The sequence below is a fragment of the Lysobacter korlensis genome, assembly GCF_042434515.1.
Genome location: NZ_JBHLTG010000016.1, coordinates 41,049 through 62,902, shown reverse-complemented (window position 1 = coordinate 62,902; position 21,854 = coordinate 41,049). Strand labels below are relative to the sequence as shown.

Annotated in this window: 20 protein-coding genes; 9 read left to right on the top strand and 11 right to left on the bottom strand. The window is 70.2% G+C overall.

Going from position 1 to position 21,854, the window contains the following annotated elements; all coding sequences use genetic code 11:
- Nucleotides 1–103: 103 nt before the first annotated feature.
- The 5 genes from ACFFGH_RS32950 to ACFFGH_RS32930 all read left to right on the top strand — a co-directional run bounded on the left by ACFFGH_RS32950 (nt 104) and on the right by ACFFGH_RS32930 (nt 7,511).
- Nucleotides 104–2,155: a beta-galactosidase gene (locus tag ACFFGH_RS32950; protein ID WP_386676891.1), complete on the top strand. Its 2,052-nt coding sequence runs from the start codon at nt 104–106 to the stop codon at nt 2,153–2,155.
- 129 nt (nt 2,156–2,284) lie between these two features.
- On the top strand, nt 2,285–3,535 hold the full coding sequence (locus tag ACFFGH_RS32945) for a sugar ABC transporter substrate-binding protein (protein ID WP_386676889.1): 1,251 nt from the start codon (nt 2,285–2,287) through the stop codon (nt 3,533–3,535).
- An 80-nt stretch (nt 3,536–3,615) separates the two neighbouring features.
- Nucleotides 3,616–5,244 carry an ABC transporter permease subunit gene (locus ACFFGH_RS32940; protein ID WP_386676887.1) on the top strand — a complete coding sequence of 543 codons (1,629 nt, stop codon included), beginning with the start codon at nt 3,616–3,618 and terminating at the stop codon, nt 5,242–5,244.
- 98 nt (nt 5,245–5,342) lie between these two features.
- A complete protein-coding gene (locus ACFFGH_RS32935; protein ID WP_386676885.1) occupies nt 5,343–6,173 on the top strand; it encodes a sugar ABC transporter permease in 831 nt (276 codons plus the stop codon).
- Nucleotides 6,174–6,401: 228 nt separating this feature from the next.
- Entirely contained in the window at nt 6,402–7,511 is a 1,110-nt protein-coding gene (locus tag ACFFGH_RS32930) for a methyltransferase domain-containing protein (RefSeq protein ID WP_386676883.1), read from the top strand.
- A 34-nt stretch (nt 7,512–7,545) separates the two neighbouring features.
- On the opposite strand, the gene ACFFGH_RS32925 is transcribed toward ACFFGH_RS32930, so the two are convergent.
- Nucleotides 7,546–7,884 carry a helix-turn-helix domain-containing protein gene (locus tag ACFFGH_RS32925; RefSeq protein ID WP_386676881.1) on the bottom strand — a complete coding sequence of 113 codons (339 nt, stop codon included), beginning with the start codon at nt 7,882–7,884 and terminating at the stop codon, nt 7,546–7,548.
- 211 nt (nt 7,885–8,095) lie between these two features.
- Here ACFFGH_RS32925 and ACFFGH_RS32920 point away from each other — a divergent pair, with 211 nt between their 5' ends.
- Together ACFFGH_RS32920 and qcrB are read left to right on the top strand one after the other, a co-directional pair.
- Nucleotides 8,096–8,671 carry an ATP-dependent Clp protease proteolytic subunit gene (locus ACFFGH_RS32920; RefSeq protein ID WP_386676879.1) on the top strand — a complete coding sequence of 192 codons (576 nt, stop codon included), beginning with the start codon at nt 8,096–8,098 and terminating at the stop codon, nt 8,669–8,671.
- 121 nt (nt 8,672–8,792) lie between these two features.
- Entirely contained in the window at nt 8,793–10,409 is a 1,617-nt protein-coding gene (gene qcrB / locus ACFFGH_RS32915; protein WP_386676876.1) for a cytochrome bc1 complex cytochrome b subunit, read from the top strand.
- A 4-nt stretch (nt 10,410–10,413) separates the two neighbouring features.
- Here the strand turns inward: qcrB and ACFFGH_RS32910 are convergent, their stop codons facing one another.
- From ACFFGH_RS32910 to ACFFGH_RS32895, 4 genes are all read right to left on the bottom strand, one after another.
- Complete coding sequence (locus ACFFGH_RS32910; RefSeq protein ID WP_386676873.1) at nt 10,414–11,874, bottom strand: dihydrolipoyl dehydrogenase family protein; 1,461 nt, start codon at nt 11,872–11,874, stop codon at nt 10,414–10,416.
- Between the two features lie 76 nt (nt 11,875–11,950).
- Complete coding sequence (locus ACFFGH_RS32905; RefSeq protein ID WP_386676870.1) at nt 11,951–12,079, bottom strand: hypothetical protein; 129 nt, start codon at nt 12,077–12,079, stop codon at nt 11,951–11,953.
- Nucleotides 12,076–12,273: a hypothetical protein gene (locus tag ACFFGH_RS32900; protein WP_386676868.1), complete on the bottom strand. Its 198-nt coding sequence runs from the start codon at nt 12,271–12,273 to the stop codon at nt 12,076–12,078. The genes ACFFGH_RS32905 and ACFFGH_RS32900 overlap by 4 nt, the downstream gene beginning before the upstream one ends.
- Before the next feature lie 8 nt (nt 12,274–12,281).
- Nucleotides 12,282–12,725 carry a VOC family protein gene (locus tag ACFFGH_RS32895; protein WP_386676866.1) on the bottom strand — a complete coding sequence of 148 codons (444 nt, stop codon included), beginning with the start codon at nt 12,723–12,725 and terminating at the stop codon, nt 12,282–12,284.
- Between the two features lie 256 nt (nt 12,726–12,981).
- Here ACFFGH_RS32895 and ACFFGH_RS32890 point away from each other — a divergent pair, with 256 nt between their 5' ends.
- Nucleotides 12,982–13,611, top strand: coding sequence for a histidine phosphatase family protein (locus ACFFGH_RS32890; protein WP_386676864.1), 630 nt, complete (start codon nt 12,982–12,984; stop codon nt 13,609–13,611).
- Between the two features lie 29 nt (nt 13,612–13,640).
- On the opposite strand, the gene ACFFGH_RS32885 is transcribed toward ACFFGH_RS32890, so the two are convergent.
- Together ACFFGH_RS32885 and ACFFGH_RS32880 are read right to left on the bottom strand one after the other, a co-directional pair.
- A complete protein-coding gene (locus ACFFGH_RS32885) occupies nt 13,641–16,430 on the bottom strand; it encodes a helix-turn-helix transcriptional regulator (protein ID WP_386676862.1) in 2,790 nt (929 codons plus the stop codon).
- 128 nt (nt 16,431–16,558) lie between these two features.
- Nucleotides 16,559–17,521, bottom strand: a complete 963-nt coding sequence (locus tag ACFFGH_RS32880) for an alpha/beta fold hydrolase (RefSeq protein ID WP_386676860.1) — start codon at nt 17,519–17,521, stop codon at nt 16,559–16,561.
- A gap of 285 nt (nt 17,522–17,806) precedes the next feature.
- Between ACFFGH_RS32880 and ACFFGH_RS32875 the strand changes: the two genes are divergently transcribed.
- On the top strand, nt 17,807–18,772 hold the full coding sequence (locus ACFFGH_RS32875) for an NAD-dependent epimerase/dehydratase family protein (protein WP_386676858.1): 966 nt from the start codon (nt 17,807–17,809) through the stop codon (nt 18,770–18,772).
- Between the two features lie 34 nt (nt 18,773–18,806).
- Here the strand turns inward: ACFFGH_RS32875 and ACFFGH_RS32870 are convergent, their stop codons facing one another.
- The 4 genes from ACFFGH_RS32870 to ACFFGH_RS32855 all read right to left on the bottom strand — a co-directional run bounded on the left by ACFFGH_RS32870 (nt 18,807) and on the right by ACFFGH_RS32855 (nt 21,840).
- On the bottom strand, nt 18,807–19,133 hold the full coding sequence (locus ACFFGH_RS32870) for a hypothetical protein (protein ID WP_386676856.1): 327 nt from the start codon (nt 19,131–19,133) through the stop codon (nt 18,807–18,809).
- 248 nt (nt 19,134–19,381) lie between these two features.
- A complete protein-coding gene (locus ACFFGH_RS32865) occupies nt 19,382–20,182 on the bottom strand; it encodes an ABC transporter permease subunit (RefSeq protein WP_386676854.1) in 801 nt (266 codons plus the stop codon).
- A complete protein-coding gene (locus tag ACFFGH_RS32860; protein ID WP_386676852.1) occupies nt 20,175–21,107 on the bottom strand; it encodes an ABC transporter ATP-binding protein in 933 nt (310 codons plus the stop codon). The genes ACFFGH_RS32865 and ACFFGH_RS32860 overlap by 8 nt, the downstream gene beginning before the upstream one ends.
- A gap of 31 nt (nt 21,108–21,138) precedes the next feature.
- A complete protein-coding gene (locus ACFFGH_RS32855) occupies nt 21,139–21,840 on the bottom strand; it encodes a TetR/AcrR family transcriptional regulator (RefSeq protein ID WP_386676850.1) in 702 nt (233 codons plus the stop codon).
- Nucleotides 21,841–21,854 lie beyond the last annotated feature (14 nt).

Genomic DNA, 21,854 nt, shown 5'->3' with positions numbered 1-21,854 from the left:
GTCACAGTGCGGTAACGGTCCGCGATCTCCGACTGGCGTTCCCTGGGGGTATGGGGTAGAACTGTGACCGGTCCCAGTCTGATCCGATGGAGTGTCCCGAACCTTGACGAATACCGCCTCGACGAACCCGTGGCCCGCTGTTGCGGGTATCGCCTACGGCGGCGACTACAACCCTGAACAGTGGCCACGCGAGGTCTGGCACGAGGATGTCGCGCTCATGCGGGACGCGGGCGTCAACCTGGTCAGCGTCGGGATCTTCTCCTGGGCGCTGCTGGAGACCAGCGAGGGCGTGTTCGACTTCGGATGGCTCGACGAGGTGATCGACCTCCTCCACGCCAACGGCATCGCCGTCGATCTCGGCACCCCGACCGCATCACCGCCCGCCTGGTTCTTCGCCGAGCACCCGGACGCGCGAGTCGTTCAGCGGGATGGAACGGTGATGGGCTTCGGCTCCCGCGGCATGGCCTCGCACGCCTCCCCCGCGTACCGGGAGGCGATCACCCGGATCGCCGGCGAGCTGGCTCGGCGCTACGCCGACCACCCCGCCGTGGTGCTCTGGCATGTGCACAACGAATACGGCGTTCCCGTCGGTGAGGACTACTCCGACCGGTCGGTGCTGGCATTCCGCGAGTGGCTGCTCGGCCGCTACGGCACGCTCGACGGACTCAACGATGCGTGGGGCACCGCCTTCTGGGGGCAGCACTACACCGACTGGGCGCACGTCGGCGCCCCCGCCGCCGCTGCATCGGTCGTGAACCCCGCGCAGCGCCTCGACTGGTTCCGGTTCACCGACTCGCAGCTGCGCGCGTGCTACCGCGCCGAGCGCGACGCCATCCGGGCGCACGCCTCGCAGCCGATCACCACCAATTTCATGGCCAATCAGCACTGGGGCATGGACCTCTGGGCCTGGGCGGAGGAGGTGGACGTCGTCGCCGACGACCACTACCTCTGGGCGGCCGACCCGGAGGGTGAGATCGGTCTGGCGATCGCCGCCGACCTGACACGCTCCCTCGGTGGCGGAAAGCCGTGGATCCTCATGGAGCACTCCACCTCGGCGGTGAACTGGCAGCCGCGCAACATCGCGAAGCGGCCCGGTGAGATGGCCCGCAACTCGATCTCGCACCTGGCGCGCGGCGCCGACGCGATCCTGTTCTTCCAGTGGCGCGCCGGCCGCTCGGGTGCTGAGAAGTTCCATTCCGCGATGCTCCCCCACGCGGGCACGCGATCCCGCGTGTGGCGTGAGGTCGTGGACCTCGGCGCCAAGCTCGACCGGCTGGCCGAGCTTCGCGACTCGCGCGTCACTGCGGACGTCGCGATCCTGTGGGACTTCCAGTCCTTCTGGGCGCAGGACCTGGAGTGGCGGCCATCGGTGGACGTCGACCACAAGGAGCGCGTCCGCGCCTACTACGAGCGCCTGTGGCGCGACGGCATCACGGCCGACTTCGTGCTGCCGGGAGCCGACCTCTCCGGTTACCGCCTCGTGATCGCCCCGGCTCAGTACCTGCTGACCGAAGCGGATGCCGCGAACCTCACCCGATACGTGGAGGGCGGAGGCACGCTGCTGGTGTCGTTCTTCTCCGCCATCGTCGACGAGAACGACCGGGTGCATGACGGCGGCTTCGGTGCGCCGCTCTCCGGCGCCCTCGGCGTGCGGGTCGAGGAGTTCCTTCCGCTGCGCGAAGGCGGAACCTGCACGCTCGACTGGCGGGGCGAGAACCCGCAGGAGCTCATCGCGGACATCTGGCAGGAGGACCTCGAGGCCACCGGAGCCGAGGTGATCGCGACCTATCTCGACGGGCCCGGCGCCGGCAAGCCGGCGATCACGCGTTCCCGACACGGCTCGGGTTTGGGGTGGTATGTCAGCACGCGGGTGCAGAATGCGGGAATGCGGACCCTGATGGACGCCGTCTACGCCGACGCCGGCATCGTGCCGAGCGGTCTGCCCGAGGGGTTCGAGGTGGTCACCCGCCGGGGCACGGACGCCGACTACATCGTGGCGATCAACCACCGGGACGATGCGGTCTCCCTCCCGGCCTCCGGCGTCGAGCTGTTCACGGGGGCCGACGTTCCGGAGACACTCGAGGTCGCCCCTGGCGGCGTCGCTGTGGTTCGCTCCGCTCCCGGCGGCGGAGGGGGTGGTCGCCCCCGCACCTGACCCGCTCCTGCACAACACACCCACACAAGCAACCCTGCGCCGGCACCATCCGGTCCGGCGCCCACGTTCTGGTCGTGACGGCGCGACTCGCCAGAGTCGGACAGCGGCGACCACTCTGGAAGGAACAACATGCGAAAGCAACTGGGAATCGGCGCACTCGCCGTGACGTCGGCCGTGCTGCTCGCCGGCTGCGGCGGCGGCGGCACCACCCCGGCACCCGAAGCCACCGAGGGTGGCGGCGGCACCGACGGCAGCGGTGCAGAGATCGTCATCTGGACCGACGCCGAGCGTGAGCAGGCCATCACCGACGCGGCCACCGCGTTCGAGGAGGAGACCGGCGCGACCGTGACCCTCGTGCAGAAGAACTTCGAGGACCTGCGCAACGACTTCATCACGCAGGTGCCGACCGGTGAGGGACCCGACATCACCGTCGGCGCCCACGACTGGCTGGGCGCGCTCGTGACGGCCGGTGTGGTCGACACGGTGGACCTCGCCGACAAGGCCGGCGAGTTCGAGGAGGTGGCGATCGAGGCGATGACCTATGAGGGCCAGCTCTACGCGCTGCCCTACTCGCTCGAGACGGTTGCACTCATCCAGAACACCGAGCTCGTCGGCGACGAGGCACCGGCGACCTGGGACGAGATGATCCAGAGCGGTCTGGAGGCCGGCACCGAGCGCCCGGTCGCCATCAACACCGGCGCGGAGATCGGCGACGCCTACACGCTGTACGGCATCCAGACCTCGTTCGGTGCTCCCGTCTTCGTGCAGGACGAGTCGGGCTCGTACACGAGTGAGATCGGCATGGGCGGTCCGGAGGGCGAGGCGTTCGCGCAGTGGCTCTACGAGCAGGGCGAGGCCGGCGAGGGGTACATCCCGCCGACGGTCACCTACGACATCAACGTCGAGCTGTTCACCTCGGGTGAGGCGCCGTACACGATCCAGGGCCCCTGGGTCATCAACGCGTTCAACGAGGCCGGCGTGGACATCGCCGTGAACCCGATCCCGTCGGCCGGCGGCGAGACCGCCGCACCGTTCGTCGGTGTGCAGGGCTTCTACCTCAGCTCGCAGAGCGAGAACGCGCTGCTCGCGACGGACTTCCTGGTGAACTACCTCGCCACGGAGGACGCGCAGCGTGCCCTGTACGAGGCGGACCCCCGCATCCCGGCATACTCGGCGATCGCCGAGGAGGCCGCGGCGGACCCGATCATCGCCGGATTCCTCGCGTCCGCGCAGAACGGCGTGCCGATGCCGAGCATCCCGGAGATGGGCTCCGTGTGGGAGTTCTGGAACGCTGCTGAGGCGCAGATCCTCGGCGGGGCCGACCCCGTCGAGACCTGGAACCAGATGATCGCCGACCTCGAGAACGAGCTCGGCGGCTAGCACCCGGCCCGGGGGCGGGACGTGAGCGTCCCGCCCCCGGGTCACCCCCTCGCGAAGAACCCGTCGAACAGGAGAACCAGATGTCGGTGCAGGAACAGGCCCGACCGCGGAGCGAGCCGCGGCCGGACGGCTCACCGGGCCGGGAGTCGCACGCCCGCGGCTGGCGGGGCCTCGGCTGGGGCTTCGTGGTGAAGCTGCTCCTGATGGCGCTGGTGAACGCCTTCGGGCTCGCGGTGATCCTCGCGGCATTCCGAGCGGAGTCGTGGTTCATCCTCGGCGCGTCGATCGTGCTGCTGCTGATCGCGGACGTCATCTACTTCACCAAGCGGGCACTGCCCCTGAAGTACATGGCCCCCGGCCTGATCTTCCTGCTGGTCTTCCAGATCTTCAGCATGGTCTACACCGGCTACGTCGCGTTCACCAACTACGGCACCGGGCACTCCGGCTCCCAGGAGCAAGCGGTCGAGGCCGCACTCATCCAGGACGAACAGCGTCTGCCCGACTCGCCCACCTACCCGCTCAGCGTCGTCGACCGCGGCGGGGAGCTCGGCTTCGCGATCGTCGACGGCGACGGCGACGTGCGAGTCGGCACCGAGCTGGAGCCGCTCGCCACGGTCGGCGGGGCGCAGGTCGGCGACTCCGGCGCCCCGACGGAGGTACCCGGCTGGACCGTGATCCCCCGCGCCCAGGTGCTGTCCGACACCGAACTCCAGCAGCGGGTGACGAACCTGCGGGTTCCGGTCTCCGACGACCCCGAGCGCGGTTCGATCCGCACCCGCGACGGCACCAGCGGTGCGGTGTACAACTCGTCCCTCGAGTGGGATCCCGAGACGCAGACCATCACGGACACCGAGACCGGCACCGTGTACCGCTCGACCGAGCGCGGCAGCTTCGTCGCCGAGGACGGCAGCAGCCTGCCGGCCGGCTGGTATGTTCCCGTCGGCTTCGACAACTTCGTGCGTGCGTTCACCGACGAACGACTCGCCGGACCGCTGCTTCAGGTGACCGTGTGGACCTTCGCGTTCGCGATCCTCACCACGCTGACCAGCTTCGGTCTCGGGCTTCTGCTCGCGATCATCTACAACGACCCGCGGATCCGCGGTCGCAAGGTGATCCGCACCCTCTTCATCCTCCCGTACGCCTTCCCGGTCTTCATGTCGGCGCTGCTCTGGCGGGGAATGCTGAACGCGGAGTTCGGAATCGTCAACGATCTGTTCTTCCTCGGCGCCGACATCAACTGGTTCGGCGACCCGATGCTGGCGCGACTCGCGGTGCTCTGGGTGAACCTCTGGCTGAGCTTCCCGTACTGGTTCCTGGTCTGCACCGGCGCCCTCCAGTCGCTGCCTGGTGACACGCTGGAAGCGGCGGAGATCGACGGGGCCGGCAGATTCCGGCGGTTCCGGTCGATCATGCTGCCCCTGCTGCTCGTCTCCACGGCGCCGCTCGCGATCGCATCGTTCGCGTTCAGCTTCAACAACTTCACACTGGTCTACCTGCTCACCGGAGGCGGGCCGAACTTCCGGGGCAGCAGTGAGCAGATCGGTGCGACCGACCTGCTGATCACCGCGGTCTATCAGATCTCCGGCGTCTCCGGCGGCTCGTCCGACTACGGCCTCGCCAGCGCCTTGTCGATCATCATCTTCATCGTGATCGGCACCATCTCGGCCCTGGCGTTCCGCCAGACCCGCAAGCTCGAGGAGATGCAGTGATGTCTGCCCCTGTGCTGTCAACATCGACCGAATCGAAGCAGCCGCTCCGTCAGACGCCGGGGGCTCCGGATCGCAGCCGCGCCAGACGAGCGAGATGGATGGCGGAGGTCGGGTGGAAGTATCCCGTCGCCGTGGTGGTCGTCGCCTATGCGGTGTTCCCGCTGCTCTACGTCGTGTCCACCGCGTTCCGGCCGGGCGGCACGCTCGCCGGGAGCAGCTCGCTGTTCAGTGCGCTCGATTTCAGCAACTACGCGGCGCTCTTCCGCACCGGCTTCTGGACCTGGGGCATGAACAGCCTGATCGTTGCCGGCGTCACGGCCGTCGGGACGGTGCTGATGGCCGCGGCAGCGGCGTACGCCTTCTCGCGATTCCGCTTCAGCGGACGCCGCGCCAGCCTGACGGGGCTGCTGCTGCTGCAGATGTTCCCGCAGACGGTCGCGTTCGTCGCGATCTTCCTGATGCTGCTCGCGCTCGGAGAGGTGGTCCCCGCTCTCGGGATCAACTCGAGGATCGCGCTGATCTGCGTCTATCTGGGCGGCGCGCTGGGTTCGAACACGTTCCTCATGTACGGGTTCTTCAACACCATCCCGAATGAGCTCGACGAGTCGGCGAAGATCGACGGCGCCACCCACGCGCAGATCTTCTGGCGGATCATCATGCCGCTCGTCATCCCGGTGCTCGCCGTGGTGGGACTGATCGGCTTCATCGGCGCGTTCAACGACTTCATCCTCGCGAGGATCGTGCTCGTCAGTCAGGACAACTGGACGCTCGCCGTGGGCATGTACGCCTGGGTCTCGAACGAGCTGAACTCGAACTGGGGACTGTTCGCAGCGGGAGCCGTCGTCGCGGCCCTCCCTGTGCTGCTGCTGTTCCTGGCACTGCAGCGCTACATCGTGGGCGGCCTCACCGCGGGAGCGGTCAAGGGCTGACCTGCTGGGATCTTTCTGGGCTGCGGCCGAGGAAGGCACCGTTGATGGCGTTCGCTGATCCACGTCGCTGTCGTTCCCACAGCACGCCTCGACGCATAGGATCGACGGCGTGACGAGCATGTTCTTCCGACAGGGCTAGCCTCCCGCTAGCCAGTTCGAGGCCACACCCGCGGCTAGCGAAGCGGGGCGCGAATGGGTCGCCCCGATCCGCCGACCGGGAGCTCTGTCATGCCTGTCCGCCACCGCGAGGTGGGGTCCTTCGCCGACGACGGCGCGTCGCGTCGCGACGGTGCCCTGCTCTTCGCCCGCACGACCCACGGGCTCGAGCGGCTCGCGGCCACCGAAGCCGAGGAGCGCGGAGCCGCGGTGGTCGCCAGCGGCAAGCGGCTGCTGGTGATCCGCGCCCCGATCGAACGGATCGGGGAGCTCGCGCTCCGGACGATCGACGACCTGTTCCGGCTCGTTCTCGCTTTCGGCGACCCCGGGGCCGGGAAGCGGGACCTCGCCGTGCTGCGCGCCGCCGTGGTCGCCGCCGATCTCAGCGAGGCGGTCCTGCAGGCGCCCGCCGCTCCGGCGATTCCCGGGGATCGCCGGCGTCCGGTCACCGTCACCGCGTCGTTCACCGGGAGACGCAGCTACACCCGGTACGACCTCGAGGACACCGTGGGACCTGTGATCGCAGAGGGCCTCGGAACCGACTACGTCAGCCGGCGCGGCGGCTCACGGCCGCCGATGCCGACGTTGGACTGGCGCCTCTCAATGGACACCGCGACCGCCCTGCTCGGTCCCCGGATCGCCAGCGTCCCGCTGCATCGACGCCCGTGGAGGACCGCCACGGTCGCGGGGTCACTGCACCCTCCGGTCGCCGCCGCGATGGTCCGGTTGGCGGGAATCGGGCCCGGGCACCTGGTGCTCGACCCATGCTGCGGCGCGGGAACTCTCGCGATCGAGGCGGCCGACCTCCGGACCGGAGCGTGGGTCCACGGAAGCGATCGGGATCCTTCTTCGGTCCACCTCGCAGCGGCGAACGGAAGGACCCGTCCTGGCATCACCTGGACGGTCGCCGACACCCGGAAGCTCCCCTTCGGCGATTCAGCGGTCGACCGGATCGTGACGAACCCGCCGTGGGGCAAGCAGGTGAGCGGGAACGAGGATTTCGCCGGATTCCTCGCAGAGTGGCGACGGGTGCTCCGCGGCGACGGTGTGCTCGTCTGTCTCGTCCCATCGCATCAGCGTCGGCTGATCCGGGAGTCCGACGGGTGGCACGTTCTCAGCGTGCACCCGGTGAGCCTGGCCGGTCAGCATCCGCTGATCGTCCGTGCGCAGCCAACCTCGTGACCGGCCGGCCGCCCGCGCGCCGTCGGCGACGCCTTCAGGCCGCCAGCCGAACGCTGCCCCGGGTGGCCCCGTCGGCCGACGGCTGGGGCGCCGTCGAGCCGACGAGGTCGAGCACCACCACGGCCGGGACCCGTGCGGCGACGTCTCGGCCGGCCAGCGTGCCCGCGGCCCTCCTCAGGAGCTCGTCGACCTCGATCCGCAGCGCCTGGCAGATCGCCTCGATGATCTCCGATGACGGCTCCTTGCGGCCGCGCTCGACCTCGGACAGGTAGGGCAGCGAGATCCTGCCCGCATCGGCGACCTCCCTCAGGGTCTTGCCGAGCTCCCTGCGTCGCGCACGCAGGACGTGTCCGATCGCGTGTCTCAGCAGCATCGTGTGCTCCTCAGCCGGTCCATGCTCCGACTGTAGAACGCGGTGCGCCAGCCCGGCAGCGCCATCCGCCGATTCGGGCTCTGGATCGGGCGGATTCTGCTCACAGCAGATTCGGCGCCCGCACCTCTGCCGAGCGCAGAACCCATGGGCACTCCCGCCGGATTCGCGAAAGGGTGTGGACACCAGATCAGCCCGAGAGAGGACCCATCCCGTGATCGGATTCGGACCAGCAGACCGCCACCTCTTCAGGCGCCTGCTCGACGAGCGGATCGTCTTCGTCGGCAGTGAGCTGACGGACGCATCGGCCAACGAGATCTGCGCCCAGCTGCTCCTGCTGGACGCCGTGGCACCCGGCCGGGACATCTCCCTCTACATCCAGTCGACCGGCGGGTCCGTTCCGGCGGGCTTCGCCGTCCACGACACGATGCGCGCGATCCAGTCCGACGTCTGCACTGTCGCGCTCGGGGTGGCCGCCTCCATGGGGCAGTTCCTCCTCTCCTCCGGGACGAAGGGAAAGCGGTTCGCTCTGCCGAACACCAGCATCGTGATGCATCAGCCGTCCGGCGGATTCGGCGGCAACTCGGCCGATATCCAGACTCAGGCCACGCAGATCCTGCACGTCAAGCAGCGGCTCGCCGAGATCACCAGTGAGCAGACCGGCAGGGCGCTGCCCGAAATTCTCGGCGATGCCGACCGGGACCGCTGGTTCACCGCGGAGGAGGCGCTCGAGTACGGCTTCATCGACGGGATCCTGGCGACGACGTCGCAGCTCACCAGCGCACGGTGAGGACCGGCGCCGACCCGGTCCTCCCGCCGGTCGGCACGAGCTCGTCCGGGAGCGTCACAAAACCCGGCCGTGGATCGTCGTACTGGTGAGCGACTCTGTTTCCAGCGCGAGGAGGATTCACGTGAACGGGCGAAGGCGTGGCGATGGCGACCGGCTGACCGAGCGGCTGTCGGCACGGCTGCAGGAACTGTCGTGGTTCGACCGGGCGCTTCGCCGCGCCCGGTCCAAGGCGTTCCCCGACCACTGGTCGCTGCTGTTCGGGCAGGTGGCGGTCTACAGCTTCATCATCGTGACGGTCACGGGCATCTTCCTGATGTTCTTCTACGACGCGTCGACCACGCTGGTGCGCTACGACGGCAGCTTCACCCCGCTGCACGGAGTGGAGATGTCGAGGGCCCTGGAGTCGACGCTGCAGATCTCGTTCGACGTTCGAGGCGGCCTGCTGGTGCGGCAGCTGCACAATTGGAGCGCGTCGCTCATGATCGCGGCGCTGATGGCGCACATCCTGCGGATCTTCTTCACCGGCGGATTCCGGAAGCCGCGCAAGCTGAGATGGCTCGTCCTGTTCGGGATCCTGTTCCTGAGCTGGGGTGCGGGCCTGACCGGGGCGGTGCTGCCCGACGATCTGCTCTCGGGCAGCACCCTGGCGGTGCTCGACGGGGTGCTGAAGGCCATTCCGATCATCGGGACGTGGGCTTCGTACCTCGTCTTCTCCGGGGAGTTCCCGAGCGGTGCGATCGCCCTGTTCTACCCGCTGCACATCCTGCTGCTGCCACTCGCCATCGCCGGCGCCATGCTCCTCAACGGACTGCTCGCCATGGTGAACGGGCCGGAGCAGTTCCCGGGCCCCGGCCGGAAGGAGACGAACATCGTCGGACGGCCGCTCACGGTCGCGGCGGTGAAGGGAGGCGGACTGTTCTTCCTGGTGGCCGGTCTCCTGACGGCGATCGCCGCCGGGGTGACGGTCAACCCGGTTTGGGCCTACGGCCCAGCCGACCCGGGGAACGCCTCCGCGGGGGCGGGCGCCCTTTGGTACGTCGCCTTCCTCGACGGCGCGCAGCGACTCACGCCCCCCGGGTGGGAGCTGGTGTGGCTGGACCGCACCTGGACCCTCGCGATCCTCGTCCCGGTGGGCCTTGTGGGCCTGTATCTGCTGGCCGCGGCGCTGTATCCCTTCCTCGAGGCGTGGGTCACGGGCGACCGGCGGTCGCACCACCTCCTGGATCGGCCGCGGAACGCGCCGGCACGAACCGCGATCGGCGCAGCCGGCGTCACGGTCTACGGGGTCTTGTGGGCGGCCGCCGGCTCGGACGTGATCGCCATGCGTTTCGGGCTCAGCGTCGAAAGCGTCGTGCTCGCGCTGCAGGTCACGCTCCTGCTCGGTCCGCTGATCGCCTACGTCGGAACCAAGCGCACCTGCCTCGCGCTGCAGAAGAAGGATCGGGCGATCGTGATGCATGGTGTCGAGACCGGCCGGATCGTGCGGCTTCCGGGCGGCGGGTATGCGGAGAAGCACACCCCGGTGGATGTCCACCGGCGACCCGAGCTGGTCGACTACGAGGCTCCGGCGCCGCTGGTCCTCCGTCCGGACGGGGATGGCCGCATCCGGTTCCGGAACCGGGTGCGCGCCGTGATGTCCCGCTGGTTGTACGCAGACCGTGTGCCGCCGGTTCGCGCGGGCGAGCTCGAGGCAGCACCCGCATCGGAGCAGGAGAAGGTGGAGGCCGGCCGGCCCTGACGGGTCAGCCGGCGGCCACCGATTCCTCCGCGCCGGAACGCACCGGCGTTGGACGCCCGTACGCCTCCAGCAGTCGCAGCCACACCTCGCTCACCGTCGGGTAGGACGGCACGGCGTGCCAGAGCCGGTCGAGCGGCACCTCCCCGACGATCGCGATCGTCGCGGAGTGGAGCAGCTCCCCGACGTCCGGTCCGACGAAGGTCGCACCGAGCACCACCTTGCGGTCCTCGTCCACCACCATCCGCGCTGTTCCGGCGTAGCCATCCGAGTGGACGTAGGCCCCGGAGAGCGACCCGAGCTCGTAGTCCACGACGCGGATGTCATAGCCGGCTTTCCGCGCGGCGTCGGAGGTGAGCCCGACCGATGCGACTTCCGGGTCGGTGAAGGTCACCTGCGGCACCGCGTCGTGGTCGGCGGTCGCCACGTGGGTTCCCCACGGGGCGTCGAAGACCGTGGCACCGGTCGCCCGCGCCACGATCACGTCGCCGGCCGCGCGCGCCTGATACTTGCCCTGGTGGGTCAGCAGCGCCCGCCGGTTGACGTCGCCGACCGCGTAGAGCCAGTCGAATCCGTCCACCCGCAGGGTGTCATCCGTGCTCAGCCACTCCCCCGGCGTCAGTCCGATCGCGTCCAGCCCCAGGTCCTCGGTTCGGGGCGCACGGCCGGTCGCGACCAGGATCTCCTCGGCGACCACCGTCGTGCCGTCGGCAAGCTGGATCGCCACCCCGTCGGCCGAGCGCGTCACGCGGGTGGTGGTCGTGTTCAGAAGCACCGTGGCGCCGCGCTCGCGGAGCGAGTCCAAGACCAGCTCACCGGCGAACGGCTCCATCCCCGTAAGCAGCCCGCTTCGCGCGATCAGGGTGACCTCGCTGCCGAAGCCGACGAAAGCCGTCGCCATCTCGGCGGCGACGACGCCTCCGCCGAGGATCGCGAGACTGCCGGGCACGCTCTTGACGCTGGTCGCTTCGCGACTGCCCCAGGGCGCGGCCTCACGCAACCCGTCGATGTCCGGGAGAAGCGGATCGGACCCGGTCGCGATGGTGACGGCGTGCCGCGCGGCGAGCACGGTCGTCGTCCCGTCTGCGGCGGTCACGGTGACCTCCCTCGGGCCGGTGATGCGGCCTCGGCCCCGGACGAGCGAGATGCCCGCACCGTCCACCCACTTGACCTGGCCGGCGTCCGACCAGTCGTTCACCATGTAGTCGCGTCGTGCGAGCACGGCGGCGACGTCGAGCTCTCCGGTCACAGCCTCGGCCGCGCCGGGAATGCTCTGCGCGACGCGCAGCGCATGGCTGGAGCGGAGCAGTGTCTTCGACGGCATGCATGCCCAGTAGGAGCATTCGCCGCCCACGAGCTCATCCTCGACCAGCACCGCGGTCAGTCCGCCCTGCACGGCGCGGTCGGCCACGTTCTCCCCCGCAGCCCCCGCGCCCAGCACGATGACGTCGTATTCGGTCGTTGTCATGTCTCCCTCTTCTTCTGACCCTGAAGGCCGTCGGACGGCGGCAGCCGGTCGGGTGCTGCGGCCGGCTGCCGTCCGCTCATCGCTGTGGTCTGCGGTTGTGGGTGGAGATCTCAGGAGGCAGTGCGGCCTCCCGAGCGCGCTTCGCGATCACGTACTGCATGTAGAGCGCCTGGTACTGGAGCAGCACCGGCGAGTACTCGCTCATGACGCGGTCCGAACGATCGTGTAGCCACTGTCTGCAAGTGTGCTCGCGATGTGCTCTGCATACCACTGCGGCCACTCTTCGTCATATCGACCGCCGAGCACCTCCGCCTCGTGGACGCCGTGCGCCGCGGCCGCCTGCTTCAGGACGTCCAGCACCACCTGCACGGTGTCGACCTGCGGGACGGTCTCGCTCACTGTCCAGCTCATCGTCCCGGCAGCCGCTTCGTGACTTCCTGCAGGACCCAGCCGTTGCCGTCCGGGTCGCTGAAGGATGCATAGGAACCGTACGAGGCGTTCTCGGGGTGCGCCCCGCGAACACGGTGGCTGGTCCCGGCGTGGTAGAACACGCCGCCGGCGTCATGCCAGACGTCCGACACGGCCACGCCGCGGGCGACGAGATCGTCCCGCGCGGCCTCGATGTCCGAGACGACGACGAGCAGGTCCTGCACCGAACCGGCCTTCGAGTCCGTCACCCCGCTGCCGAACAGGATCGACGCCTGCGACCCGGGAGGGGTCAACTGCACGATCCGGAAGCCGTCGGGTCCGGGGAAGTCCGCGTCGAGCCGGAAGCCCAGACGCTCGTAGAAGGCTTTCGCGCGGTCCACGTCGGTGACGGGAAGCACGATCCCTTCGAGTTTCAAGTCCACTTCAGGTGTCTCCTTGTTTCGGTGATCGGGTGTCTCCCGACCTCGACCCAACGATCGCGCCGACCGGATCGCGTCGCGCCCGTGGTCCCCCCTGGTGCTCCCCCGGGGCCGCCTACCGGAGGCCCCGGTCTGCCGTCACGCAGTCGAGCTGCGCTTCGACCGCGCCCTCGGGGCACCCGCCAGTGAGTCCCACGGGCGCGATCAGGTGGCTCCGGGCGCATTGTGGTGGCATGACCACGACAGAACGGCTCGCATGATGCTCACCCTCTCTTACGCACGACACGGCGAAACGATCTGGTACGCCGAGAATCGGTACGCCGGCACCAGCGACATCCCGCTCACCGACCATGGGCGGAAGGAGGCGGCCGAGCTCGCGGCCTGGGCGGCGGACACCGGCTTCGACCGTGTCGTGGCGTCGAGTCTCAGCCGGGCGGTCGACACCGCACGACCCACCGCGGACGCGCTCGGACTGCGGCTCGAGATCGACCGCAGGTTCCGTGAGGTGGGGTTCGGGTCGGCCGAGGGTCTCACCCAGGATGAGACCGAGCGGACTTTGCCGGAGGCACGCGCCGCGTATGTCCGCACGCCCGCGACCTCCCCGTTCCCCGGCGGCGAGGTCGGCGCCGCCGCGGCCGCACGCGCCGTGGAGGCGGTGTGGGAGCTCGCTCAGACCTCACCCGGGGGCCGTGTTCTGGTCGTGGCGCACTCGGCGGTCGGCAGGCTGCTCTTCAGCTCGCTGCTCGGCATCCCGCTGAACGAATACCGGCGGGTGTTCCCCTGGCTTGCCGGCACGGCGATCACCACGCTGCGCCTGCCGACGGGAACGGCGACGCCCGCGGACCTGTCCGGCACTGCCCAGCTTCTGGAGTTCAACCGCCCCGTCTAGCCGCGCCCGCCGACCGTGCCGGCGCAGCGTCAGGCGAGCTGCCGCTGCGCCGGCCCCGCCAACGCAGTTCGCAACCCCTTGCGTGAGGTCACGCCGAGCTTGGTGAACACCTTCCGCAGGTGCCATTCGACGGTTCTGGGGCTGAGGAAGAGCTGCGCGCCGATCTCCGGATTGGTCCGGCCCTCGACGGCGAGTCGCGCGATCAGGGATTCCTGCGCGGTCAGATCGTTCGCCGTCGAGACGGTGCGCGCCCGCACCGTCTCGCCGGTCGCGCTCAGCTCACGGCGAGCGCGCTCCGCGTAGCTCTCCATCCCGGCGAGCGTGAAGAACTCGTGCGCCGCCCGCAGCTCCCCCCGCGCATCCACCCGCCTGCCCTGCCGGCGCAGCCACTCGCCGTACAGCAGGTGCGCGCGGGCGGAGGCGACCTCGATGCGGGTCAGGGCGAGCCGCTCGACCGCCTCGAGGTACAGCGGTTCCGCCTTCTCTTCGGCGCTGAGGAGCGCGCGGGAGCGCACGGCGACACCACGGAGCCAGTCGGTCCCGCTGGCTTCCGCGATCTCCGTGAGGCGCGCCATCGCGTCCCCTGCCCGTTCGGGCTGCTCGGTCCGGACGGCTGCCTCGATCAGCTCCGGATAGACCCACGTCGACAGACCGAGCTCGTGCGGGTGCTCTGCGGCGCGCTCCGCGGCGGCCAGCGCGTCGTCGTAGCGGCCGAGACCGTTGAAGAAGACGGCGCTCGTCCATTCCGTGCCGGTGAACCACAGCCCCTCTCCGCGGGCGGTGACCTCGGCGGTGCGCGCGGCGAGGATCTCGAGGGTTTCGGCCTCGCGCCCCTGCCAGGCCGCAAGCAGGAACGGGATGTGGGGGCTGCGGTCGTTCCCGGTCGCCGTGATGACCGCCTGAGCTTCCGCCGCCACGGCGAGCGCCTCCGGCAGGTGACCCATGAGCAGCTCGACCTGGAAGCGCTCCGTCAGCGCGATCGCGAGCGCGGACAGCGCGCCGCTCTTCCGTGCGATCCGGACGTTGCGCATCGTCAAGTCGTCCCAGGCCAGGTCGTCGCCGAGCGCCCGGGCAGCGCGCGACGCGAGCCACAGACCGCGCAGGGCGTCATCGTCCTCGATGTCGTCCACGCGGAACGCGTCCAGTGCGTCCCGGACGAGCGCCACGCCGGCGGCGTGGCCGTCCGTGACCAGCACCGACAGACCGTCGAGCAGCAGTTCGCAGGCACGCACGGGGAACCGCTGCTCACCGACCCAGGTCGCGGCGCGGACGGCTTCCGCGACGTCGACGACTCCGGACGTCCCGAGCCGGCTCGCGAACAGGCCGGCCGCGAACGCCTCGAGATAGGTGTCCCGAGCGTTCCTGGCGTCCAGCCGCTCCAGACGTCTGGCGGCCGCGAGGAGCATCGCCGGCGCCTCACGGCCGCGGGTCGCCGCGAACTCGATCTGTGCGCCGAGCAGCTGCGCCCGGGCGGAGTCGAGCTCGCTGAGCGGCCCCGCCTCCGCAACCGCCAGCACGGCGTGGGCGCCGCCCGTCGCCCCCGCCTGGAGCTTCGCGTGCGCGGCCGCGAGCGCGCGCTGGGCGCGCACGCCCGGGTCGGACGACAGCTCCGTCGCTCGGGTGAGGAATGCGGCGGCGGCCGCCCAGCCGCCGCGGGCGCGCGCCCTGCCGGCCGACTCCTCCAGCTCCGTCGCGACGTCGTCGTCGAGCCCGACGGCGGACGCTGCCCGGTGCCATGCGCGCCGGTCGGGATCCGTCTCGGCGGACGTGGCCTCGGCGAGCGCAGCGTGGACGCGGCGCCGGTCGTCGTCTCGTGCCGCCCGGTACACCGCCGACCGGACGAGCGGATGGCGGAAGCGCACGCTCGTGTCGAGGTCGAGCAGTCCTGCCTCGGTCGCCGGAGCGACGGCATCGGGCCCGATGCCGAGTTTCCCGGCGGCACGCCACAGCAGTGCCACGTCGCCCAGCGGTTCTGCCGCAGCCAGGAGCAGCAGCGTTCGCGTGGCCTGCGGGAGCGGCTCCATGCGCGCGAAGAACCCACGCTCGATCCGGCGGGCGAGATCGTCGTCATCACCGGCATCCTGCGCCAGCCCCGGCTCGACCGCGCCGAGCCCGTGGGGAAGCTCGAGGAGCGCCAGGGGGTTCCCGCGCGTCTCCGCCAGGATCCGGTTCCGCACCCGCGCGTCGAGCGGACCCGGGAGCGCCGAGTCGAGGAGCGCGCCTGCATCGGCGTCGGCAAGCCCGTGGAGCGCGAGGTGCGGGAGTCCGTCGAAGGCATCCGCCCCGGCACTCCCGGCGACACCGCTTCTCAGCCCGAACACGAGCGCGATCCGCTCCGCGCCGAGGCGTCGTGCCGCAAAGCTCAGCGCCTGCAACGAGGCGGCGTCGAGCCACTGCGCATCGTCGACGACGCAGAGCAGGGGCTTGGACTCCGCAACCTCCGCGAGCAGGCTGAGCAGCGCCAGGCCCACGAGGAACCGGTCGGGCGCCTCCCCCGACCGCGCTCCGAAGGCGGTGGCGAGAGCGAGCCGCTGCGGTTCAGGGAGCTGGGGCATGCGGTCGAGGAATGGACCGCACAGCTGGTGCAGGCCCGCATACGCGAGCTCCATCTCCGACTCGACACCCGATGCCCGACCGACCGCGAACCCGTCGGCCTGCGCGAGGACGTGCCCGAGCAGCGCCGTCTTGCCCACGCCGGCCTCGCCGCTGACCACCACAACCTGCCCGGTGCCGGATCTCGCGCTCGCAAGCACCCGGTCCAGTGCGTCGCACTCGCTGCGCCTGCCTAGCAGCCCCAGGCGCTCGTTCCCACTCGGCATACTCACCGCCTACCCCGACAGTAGAGATCGGGATCGCACCCCACAAGTGGTTCACACCGAACCGCCACAGGTGCGGCGTCGGCTCGACATCGGGCCGGGGTGGGCCGGCCCGATGTCGAGACCGTGATTCACGCGGCGTGCTGGACGGCGGTCTCTCCGTCGCGGTAGGGAGCGAGGAACTCGGTCAGCGCGGCGAGCACCTGGCCGGGAGCCTCCTCGGCGACCCAGTGGCCGGCGCCCGAGATGACCACGCTGGTCACGTTCTCCGCGACCGCCTGAACCCCCTCGCCGACGTGGCCGCCCCAGCTCCGCTCGCCGCCGATCGCGAGCACCGGCATCGAGAGCGGACGGGTGGCGCGTTCCTGGTTCTGTGCGAGCATCGCGTCGAAGGCGCGGTACCACCCGAAGCTGCCGCGCAGCGACTCGGGGTTGGAGAGCAGACCGACGTAGTAGTCGATCGCTTCCTGGGGCAGGTTGCCGCCCTGGATCGCGAACTCGTAGCCGAAGAAGACGTCCTCGCGGCCGGCGACGAGCAGTTCCGGCAGGGTCTCCGCCCGGTTGAACGGGATGTGCCAGAGACGGTCGTTCAGCGGTGCGGGAGTGAACAGCGGCGGCGCGGGCGTGGTCCCGGGCGCACCGGGGATCTCCGCCAGCACCAGGCGCTGCACGCGGTCCGGATAGTCAGCGCCCAGCGCATAGCTGATGGCGAACCCGGTGTCGTGGCCCGCGACTGCGAACCGCTCGTGACCGAGCGCGTCCATCAGCCCGATCAGATCTGTGGCGAGGCTGGCGGGGTCGTACCCGCCCTGCGGCTTGTCCGACAGGCCGATGCCGCGCTGATCCACCGCGATGACCGTGTAGTCCTGCGCGAGCGCCGGCATCGCATGGCGCCAGGCGTACCAGTTCTCCGGCCAGCCGTGCACCAGGAGCAGGGCCGGTCCGTCGCCGCCGACGACCGCGTGCAGTCGCAGATCGCCGACGGAGATGTACCGGCTCGTGAAGGTTTCCGTGAACCCGTCTGGAAGGCCCGGTGCGTGCGAGACGGAGCCGGGGCCTTCGGCGAGCGGGAGCTGGAGGTGGGTCGAGGTCATTTCGAAGTGCTTCCTTTCGGTTTCGGCACCTGATTGATGCCGGTGCGACGATGCTGGCGCCGGCCGACCGGCGTGGCGCCAGGGATGCCCACTGGGGAGCTCCCTGGCGCGACTCCCGGGCCTGCGGCGGTGGGGCCGGCCGGCCGTGCGTTCCCGTCGGCCAGTGGGCCGGCCCGGGTGTTCGACGGGCGCGGCGGCGATGCGCTCGGAGGAGTGTGATGTCTACGCCGGGAACCGCGAATCTGAAAACCTGGAACCTGGAACTCGTGAAGAGAGGAAGCAACGATGTTCTCAATCGATCCACAGGAGCAGACGGCCAAGCGGATCTTCGTCGCCGGAGGAACCGGCGTCCTCGGCCGGCCGGTCGTCGAAGCACTGGTCGGCCTCGGCCACGAGGTCACCGCCACCACCTCCAGGCCGGCGAACCTCCCGGCGCTGGAGGCGCTCGGTGCACGGCCGGCGCTGATGGACGGACTCGACGACGACGCGGTGCACCGGGCCGTGCTCGACGCACAGCCCGAGGTGATCATCAACCTCATCACGGCACTCTCGGCACCGGCGAAGGATTACGCCACCTGGCTGGCGCTGACCAACCGGCTTCGACGGGAGGGAACAGAGATCCTGATGGCTGCCGCCCGGGACGCGGGCACAAGCCGGGTGATCGCGCAGAGCGCCAGCTTCATGACGAAGCCGACGGGATTCGGCCCGACCGACGAGTCGTTCCCCCTGTACCTGGATGCGCCCGAGCCCATCCGCAGCCACGTCGAGGCGAACGTCGCGGCGGAGGCGCTGGTGCTGGGCACCCCCGGGATCGAGGGCATCGTGCTCCGATACGGCTTCCTCTACGGCGACGGCACGGCGATCGGCGCTGGAGGCGATTGGGCCGCCGCGGTGGGGACCGGCTCGCTGCCGATCGTCGGGGACGGCGCCGGCCGCTACCCGTTCATCCATGTGCATGACGCGGCGTCCGTGACGGTGCGCGCGGTCGAGCATGGCCGTCGCGGCATCTACAACATCGTGGACGATGACCCCGCGCCGCAAGCGGAGTGGATCGCGTATCTCGCCGAGGTGCTGCAAGCGCCGGCCCCGAAGCGCATCTCCGCAGCCGAGGCCGAGGAGCAGGTCGGCGTCCAGGCCGTCTACTACGGGACACAGCTCCCCGCTGCCGCGAACGCGAACGCGAAGTCCGAACTCGGGCTGGCACTGAAGTACCCGTCGTGGCGTGAGGGGTTCCGCGAGCTGTTCGGCTGACGCGGCGGCGCATTCCGCGCACCTCCGGCCGGCGTCACAGGTCGAAGTCGGGGACGTCCCTCATCTCGGTCTCCCACGCCGGCCGGAACTCCTGCAGCTCTGCGGTCATCCGCTCCAGCTCTTCGACGACTGCCGGGTCGTATTCCGCGTCTCGGCTGTTGTCGACCGGGGTGCTGAACAGCTCGCTGGCCGGACCGATGAGGAGGTGGGCACTGCCGCGGCTGCCGCCGTCGGTGATGACGGGCACGGTGACCACGTCGGATTTTCCCGAGACGGCGAGCGCCCGCGCGTAGCGGAGTACCGCCTTGCAGGTTCGATCGTCGATCAGGATGTACCCGCTCGAGTAGTACAGGCGCCTCATTCTGCAGACGGTAGCGTCCTGCCCTGCGTGGTCGCCGCGCTCCGGACCAACTCCCAGTCGTCGTCCCTGCCGAAGCGGCCGAAGCGGCCGAAGCTGAGAAATCAACCCCCCTTCCGGCTGCCGCTCTCGGGGCGATCCTTGAGTTGGGCGCCTGACGGAGAACCTCAGGCGATCGGATGCAGGACCAGGGACGCCGGCGCTATGGCAGCGCCGACGCCCTGGGTCCCCCGCGGAGCGGAATGGCGGCGCTATCCCGTGACGTCCCGTCGACGCAGCGCGATCACTGCGATCGCGGCCGCAACGGCGCTGGTGCCCCAGAGGAGGGCGAGTCCTCGCCAGTCGGCTCCCTCGACCAGCGGGCTTTCGGCGTAGGCCCAGGCATACGGGGAGAATGCGCGGAGCCCCTCGGCGTCCGCCGCCTGGTTGGCGACCGCGTTGAGCACATAGCCGATCACCGCGACACCGGCGCCGGCGGCGGTGCCGATCACCCTGCGGCCGCTGAGCGCCCCGGCGGCCAGCGCAACGGTGGCGGTGAGCAGCGTCAGGCCGACGAGCGCCGCGGTGACGGCAACCACGTTCGACGGTTCCAGACCGAGCTCGGAAGGTCCGTTGAGGGCGAGGACCAGCACGGCGGCGAACGCGCCGAGCAGGATCAGCCGCACGGCGATGGAGAGTGCGGACTCGACGGCATACTGCGTGCGGCCGACCGCGTGCGCCAGGGCCAGCTCCAGCCGTCCGCTCTCCTCCGCGCCCGCGATGGCCGAGGACCCCCAGGACGTCGCGGCGATCACCAGCAGCAGGAAGCCGATGAGCCCGTAGAAGGTGCCCTGCGTGTAACCGGAACCGGTGGCGATCTGCTCGTAGCCGAGCGTCTTCACCAGCTCCGGAGGAAGGCCCTCGATGATCTGCTGCATCTGGCCGTTGCCGCCGATGCTCGGGAAGAGCGGCAGGTAGAGCAGGAGCGCCGCGGTGATGCCGAGCGCCCAGCCGAGCAGGGACCGCCATGAGTCGAGCAGCGAGCGCCGCAGCACGGGAAGTGACCTAAGCACGTGCCACCTCCTGCTCCGCCGGCTCGCCGTACAGCCGCAGCACCGACTCCTCGAGGTCCGGCTCCTCGACCGCCAGATCGAGCACCTGGAATTCGGCGAGCGCCTTCACGAACGCGTCGATGGAGCCCTGCACCGTGCCGGCCACCCGCACGACGTCGCCCGCCGAGGTCACCTCGAGATCGCCGAGGTCACCGGTCCGGCGCAGCCGGGCCTCCACGTCGATCGCGTCGGCGGAGAGCAGGCCGGCCCGCACGCGGCGGACGGCGCCGAGACGCAGCGATGCCACGTCCCCCTCGGCCACGATCGCACCCGAGCTCAGCACCGCGACGGAATCGGCGGCCTGCTGGATCTCGCTCAGAACGTGCGAGCTGAGCAGCACGGTCTGCCCGGAGTCGCGAGCCTCCCGGACCAGCGAGAGGAATTCCCGCTGCACGAGCGGGTCGAGCCCGCTGGTCGGCTCGTCGAGCACGAGCAGCTCCGGTCGGTGCATGAACGCCTGCACGAGCCCGAGCTTCTGCTTGTTGCCCTTTGACAGGCTCCGCACGGGACGGCTCAGGTCCAACCCGAGTCGCTCCGCGAGGTGCTCGATGGCGCCCGGCGCCACGGGGCCGCTGATGTCGGCGTAGTGCCGCAGCAGCCGGCCGGCCCGGATGCGCCCTTCGAGCCGCAGCTCCCCGGGCACGAACCCGATCCGTCGGCGCAGCGCCGGTCCGGCGGTGCGCGGGTCCTCGCCGAGCACTCGGGTCTCGCCTGCAGTCGGCCGGATGACGTCGAGCAGGATGCGCAGCGTTGTGGTCTTGCCGGCACCGTTCGGCCCGATGAGGCCGAACACGGTGCCTCGCTCGACCCGCAGGTCGAGCTCCTGCACGGCGGTACGGGTGCCGTACCGCTTGTGCAGCTTTCTGGTTTCGATGGCAGGGATCATCCCCGCTCCTTTCAGAACAGAACGAAATGGATCAGGACGCGGCGCGGACCGGAGGGTCCGGGTCCTGATTCGGGTCGTTCTGCCCCTTGTCGGAGCGCGGTCCGCTGGTGCGGTCGAGCGCCTCGCGAGCGGCCGTCAGGATGCGGTCGTCGGCGTAGAGGCCGTGCGTGTACAGGTCGAGGATCGGCAGCGTGGACCGGCGGATCAGCTCCGGTGTGAGGTCATCTTCGCCGAGCGCACGACCGAGCTGCCGGCGGAGGAGAAGCGGCACGATGCCGTAGACCGTCAGGTACGCCGCCGTCACCTGGGGGTCGATCGGCTCGCGCATGATCCCCGCCGCCACCTGTTCCTCGAGCATCCCCGCCGTCCCGGCCAGCAGCGCGTCGAAGAGGGAGTCGGCGGCAGGCGAGGTGTCGGTGAGCATCCGGGCCAGGTAATCGATGCGCGGCCGGAATGCGTCGAGATCGGAGAGCCAGCCCTGGATCGCGGCGGCGGCCTCGGCGCCGCTGAGCTCGCTCTTCTGACCGAGGAAGCTGTCGACCACGAACCGGTCGCACTCCGCCCGGAGGCCGTCCTTCGATCCGAAGTGGTGGATCACGAGGCCGGGGCTCACCGCCGCCGCCTCCGCCACCGTCCGGACCGACGTGCCCGCGAACCCGCGCTGTCCGAAGAGCAGCACCGCGGCGTCCCGGATGCGGGCCCGCGTCGTGAAGTCCTCGGTGTCTGAACGCACGTTCAGTATACTAA

Bases quoted from the DNA above. Each gene is read 5' to 3' on its own strand.
- ACFFGH_RS32945 (WP_386676889.1), top strand. From the start codon at position 2,285: ATGCGAAAGCAACTGGGAATCGGCGCACTCGCCGTGACGTCGGCCGTG.
- ACFFGH_RS32940 (WP_386676887.1), top strand. From the start codon at position 3,616: ATGTCGGTGCAGGAACAGGCCCGACCGCGGAGCGAGCCGCGGCCGGAC.
- ACFFGH_RS32935 (WP_386676885.1), top strand. From the start codon at position 5,343: ATGGCGGAGGTCGGGTGGAAGTATCCCGTCGCCGTGGTGGTCGTCGCC.
- ACFFGH_RS32930 (WP_386676883.1), top strand. From the start codon at position 6,402: ATGCCTGTCCGCCACCGCGAGGTGGGGTCCTTCGCCGACGACGGCGCG.
- ACFFGH_RS32925 (WP_386676881.1), bottom strand. From the start codon at position 7,884: ATGCTGCTGAGACACGCGATCGGACACGTCCTGCGTGCGCGACGCAGG.
- ACFFGH_RS32910 (WP_386676873.1), bottom strand. From the start codon at position 11,874: ATGACAACGACCGAATACGACGTCATCGTGCTGGGCGCGGGGGCTGCG.
- ACFFGH_RS32905 (WP_386676870.1), bottom strand. From the start codon at position 12,079: ATGAGCGAGTACTCGCCGGTGCTGCTCCAGTACCAGGCGCTCTACATG.
- ACFFGH_RS32890 (WP_386676864.1), top strand. From the start codon at position 12,982: ATGCTCACCCTCTCTTACGCACGACACGGCGAAACGATCTGGTACGCC.
- ACFFGH_RS32885 (WP_386676862.1), bottom strand. From the start codon at position 16,430: ATGCCGAGTGGGAACGAGCGCCTGGGGCTGCTAGGCAGGCGCAGCGAG.
- ACFFGH_RS32880 (WP_386676860.1), bottom strand. From the start codon at position 17,521: ATGACCTCGACCCACCTCCAGCTCCCGCTCGCCGAAGGCCCCGGCTCC.
- ACFFGH_RS32875 (WP_386676858.1), top strand. From the start codon at position 17,807: ATGTTCTCAATCGATCCACAGGAGCAGACGGCCAAGCGGATCTTCGTC.
- ACFFGH_RS32870 (WP_386676856.1), bottom strand. From the start codon at position 19,133: ATGAGGCGCCTGTACTACTCGAGCGGGTACATCCTGATCGACGATCGA.
- ACFFGH_RS32860 (WP_386676852.1), bottom strand. From the start codon at position 21,107: ATGATCCCTGCCATCGAAACCAGAAAGCTGCACAAGCGGTACGGCACC.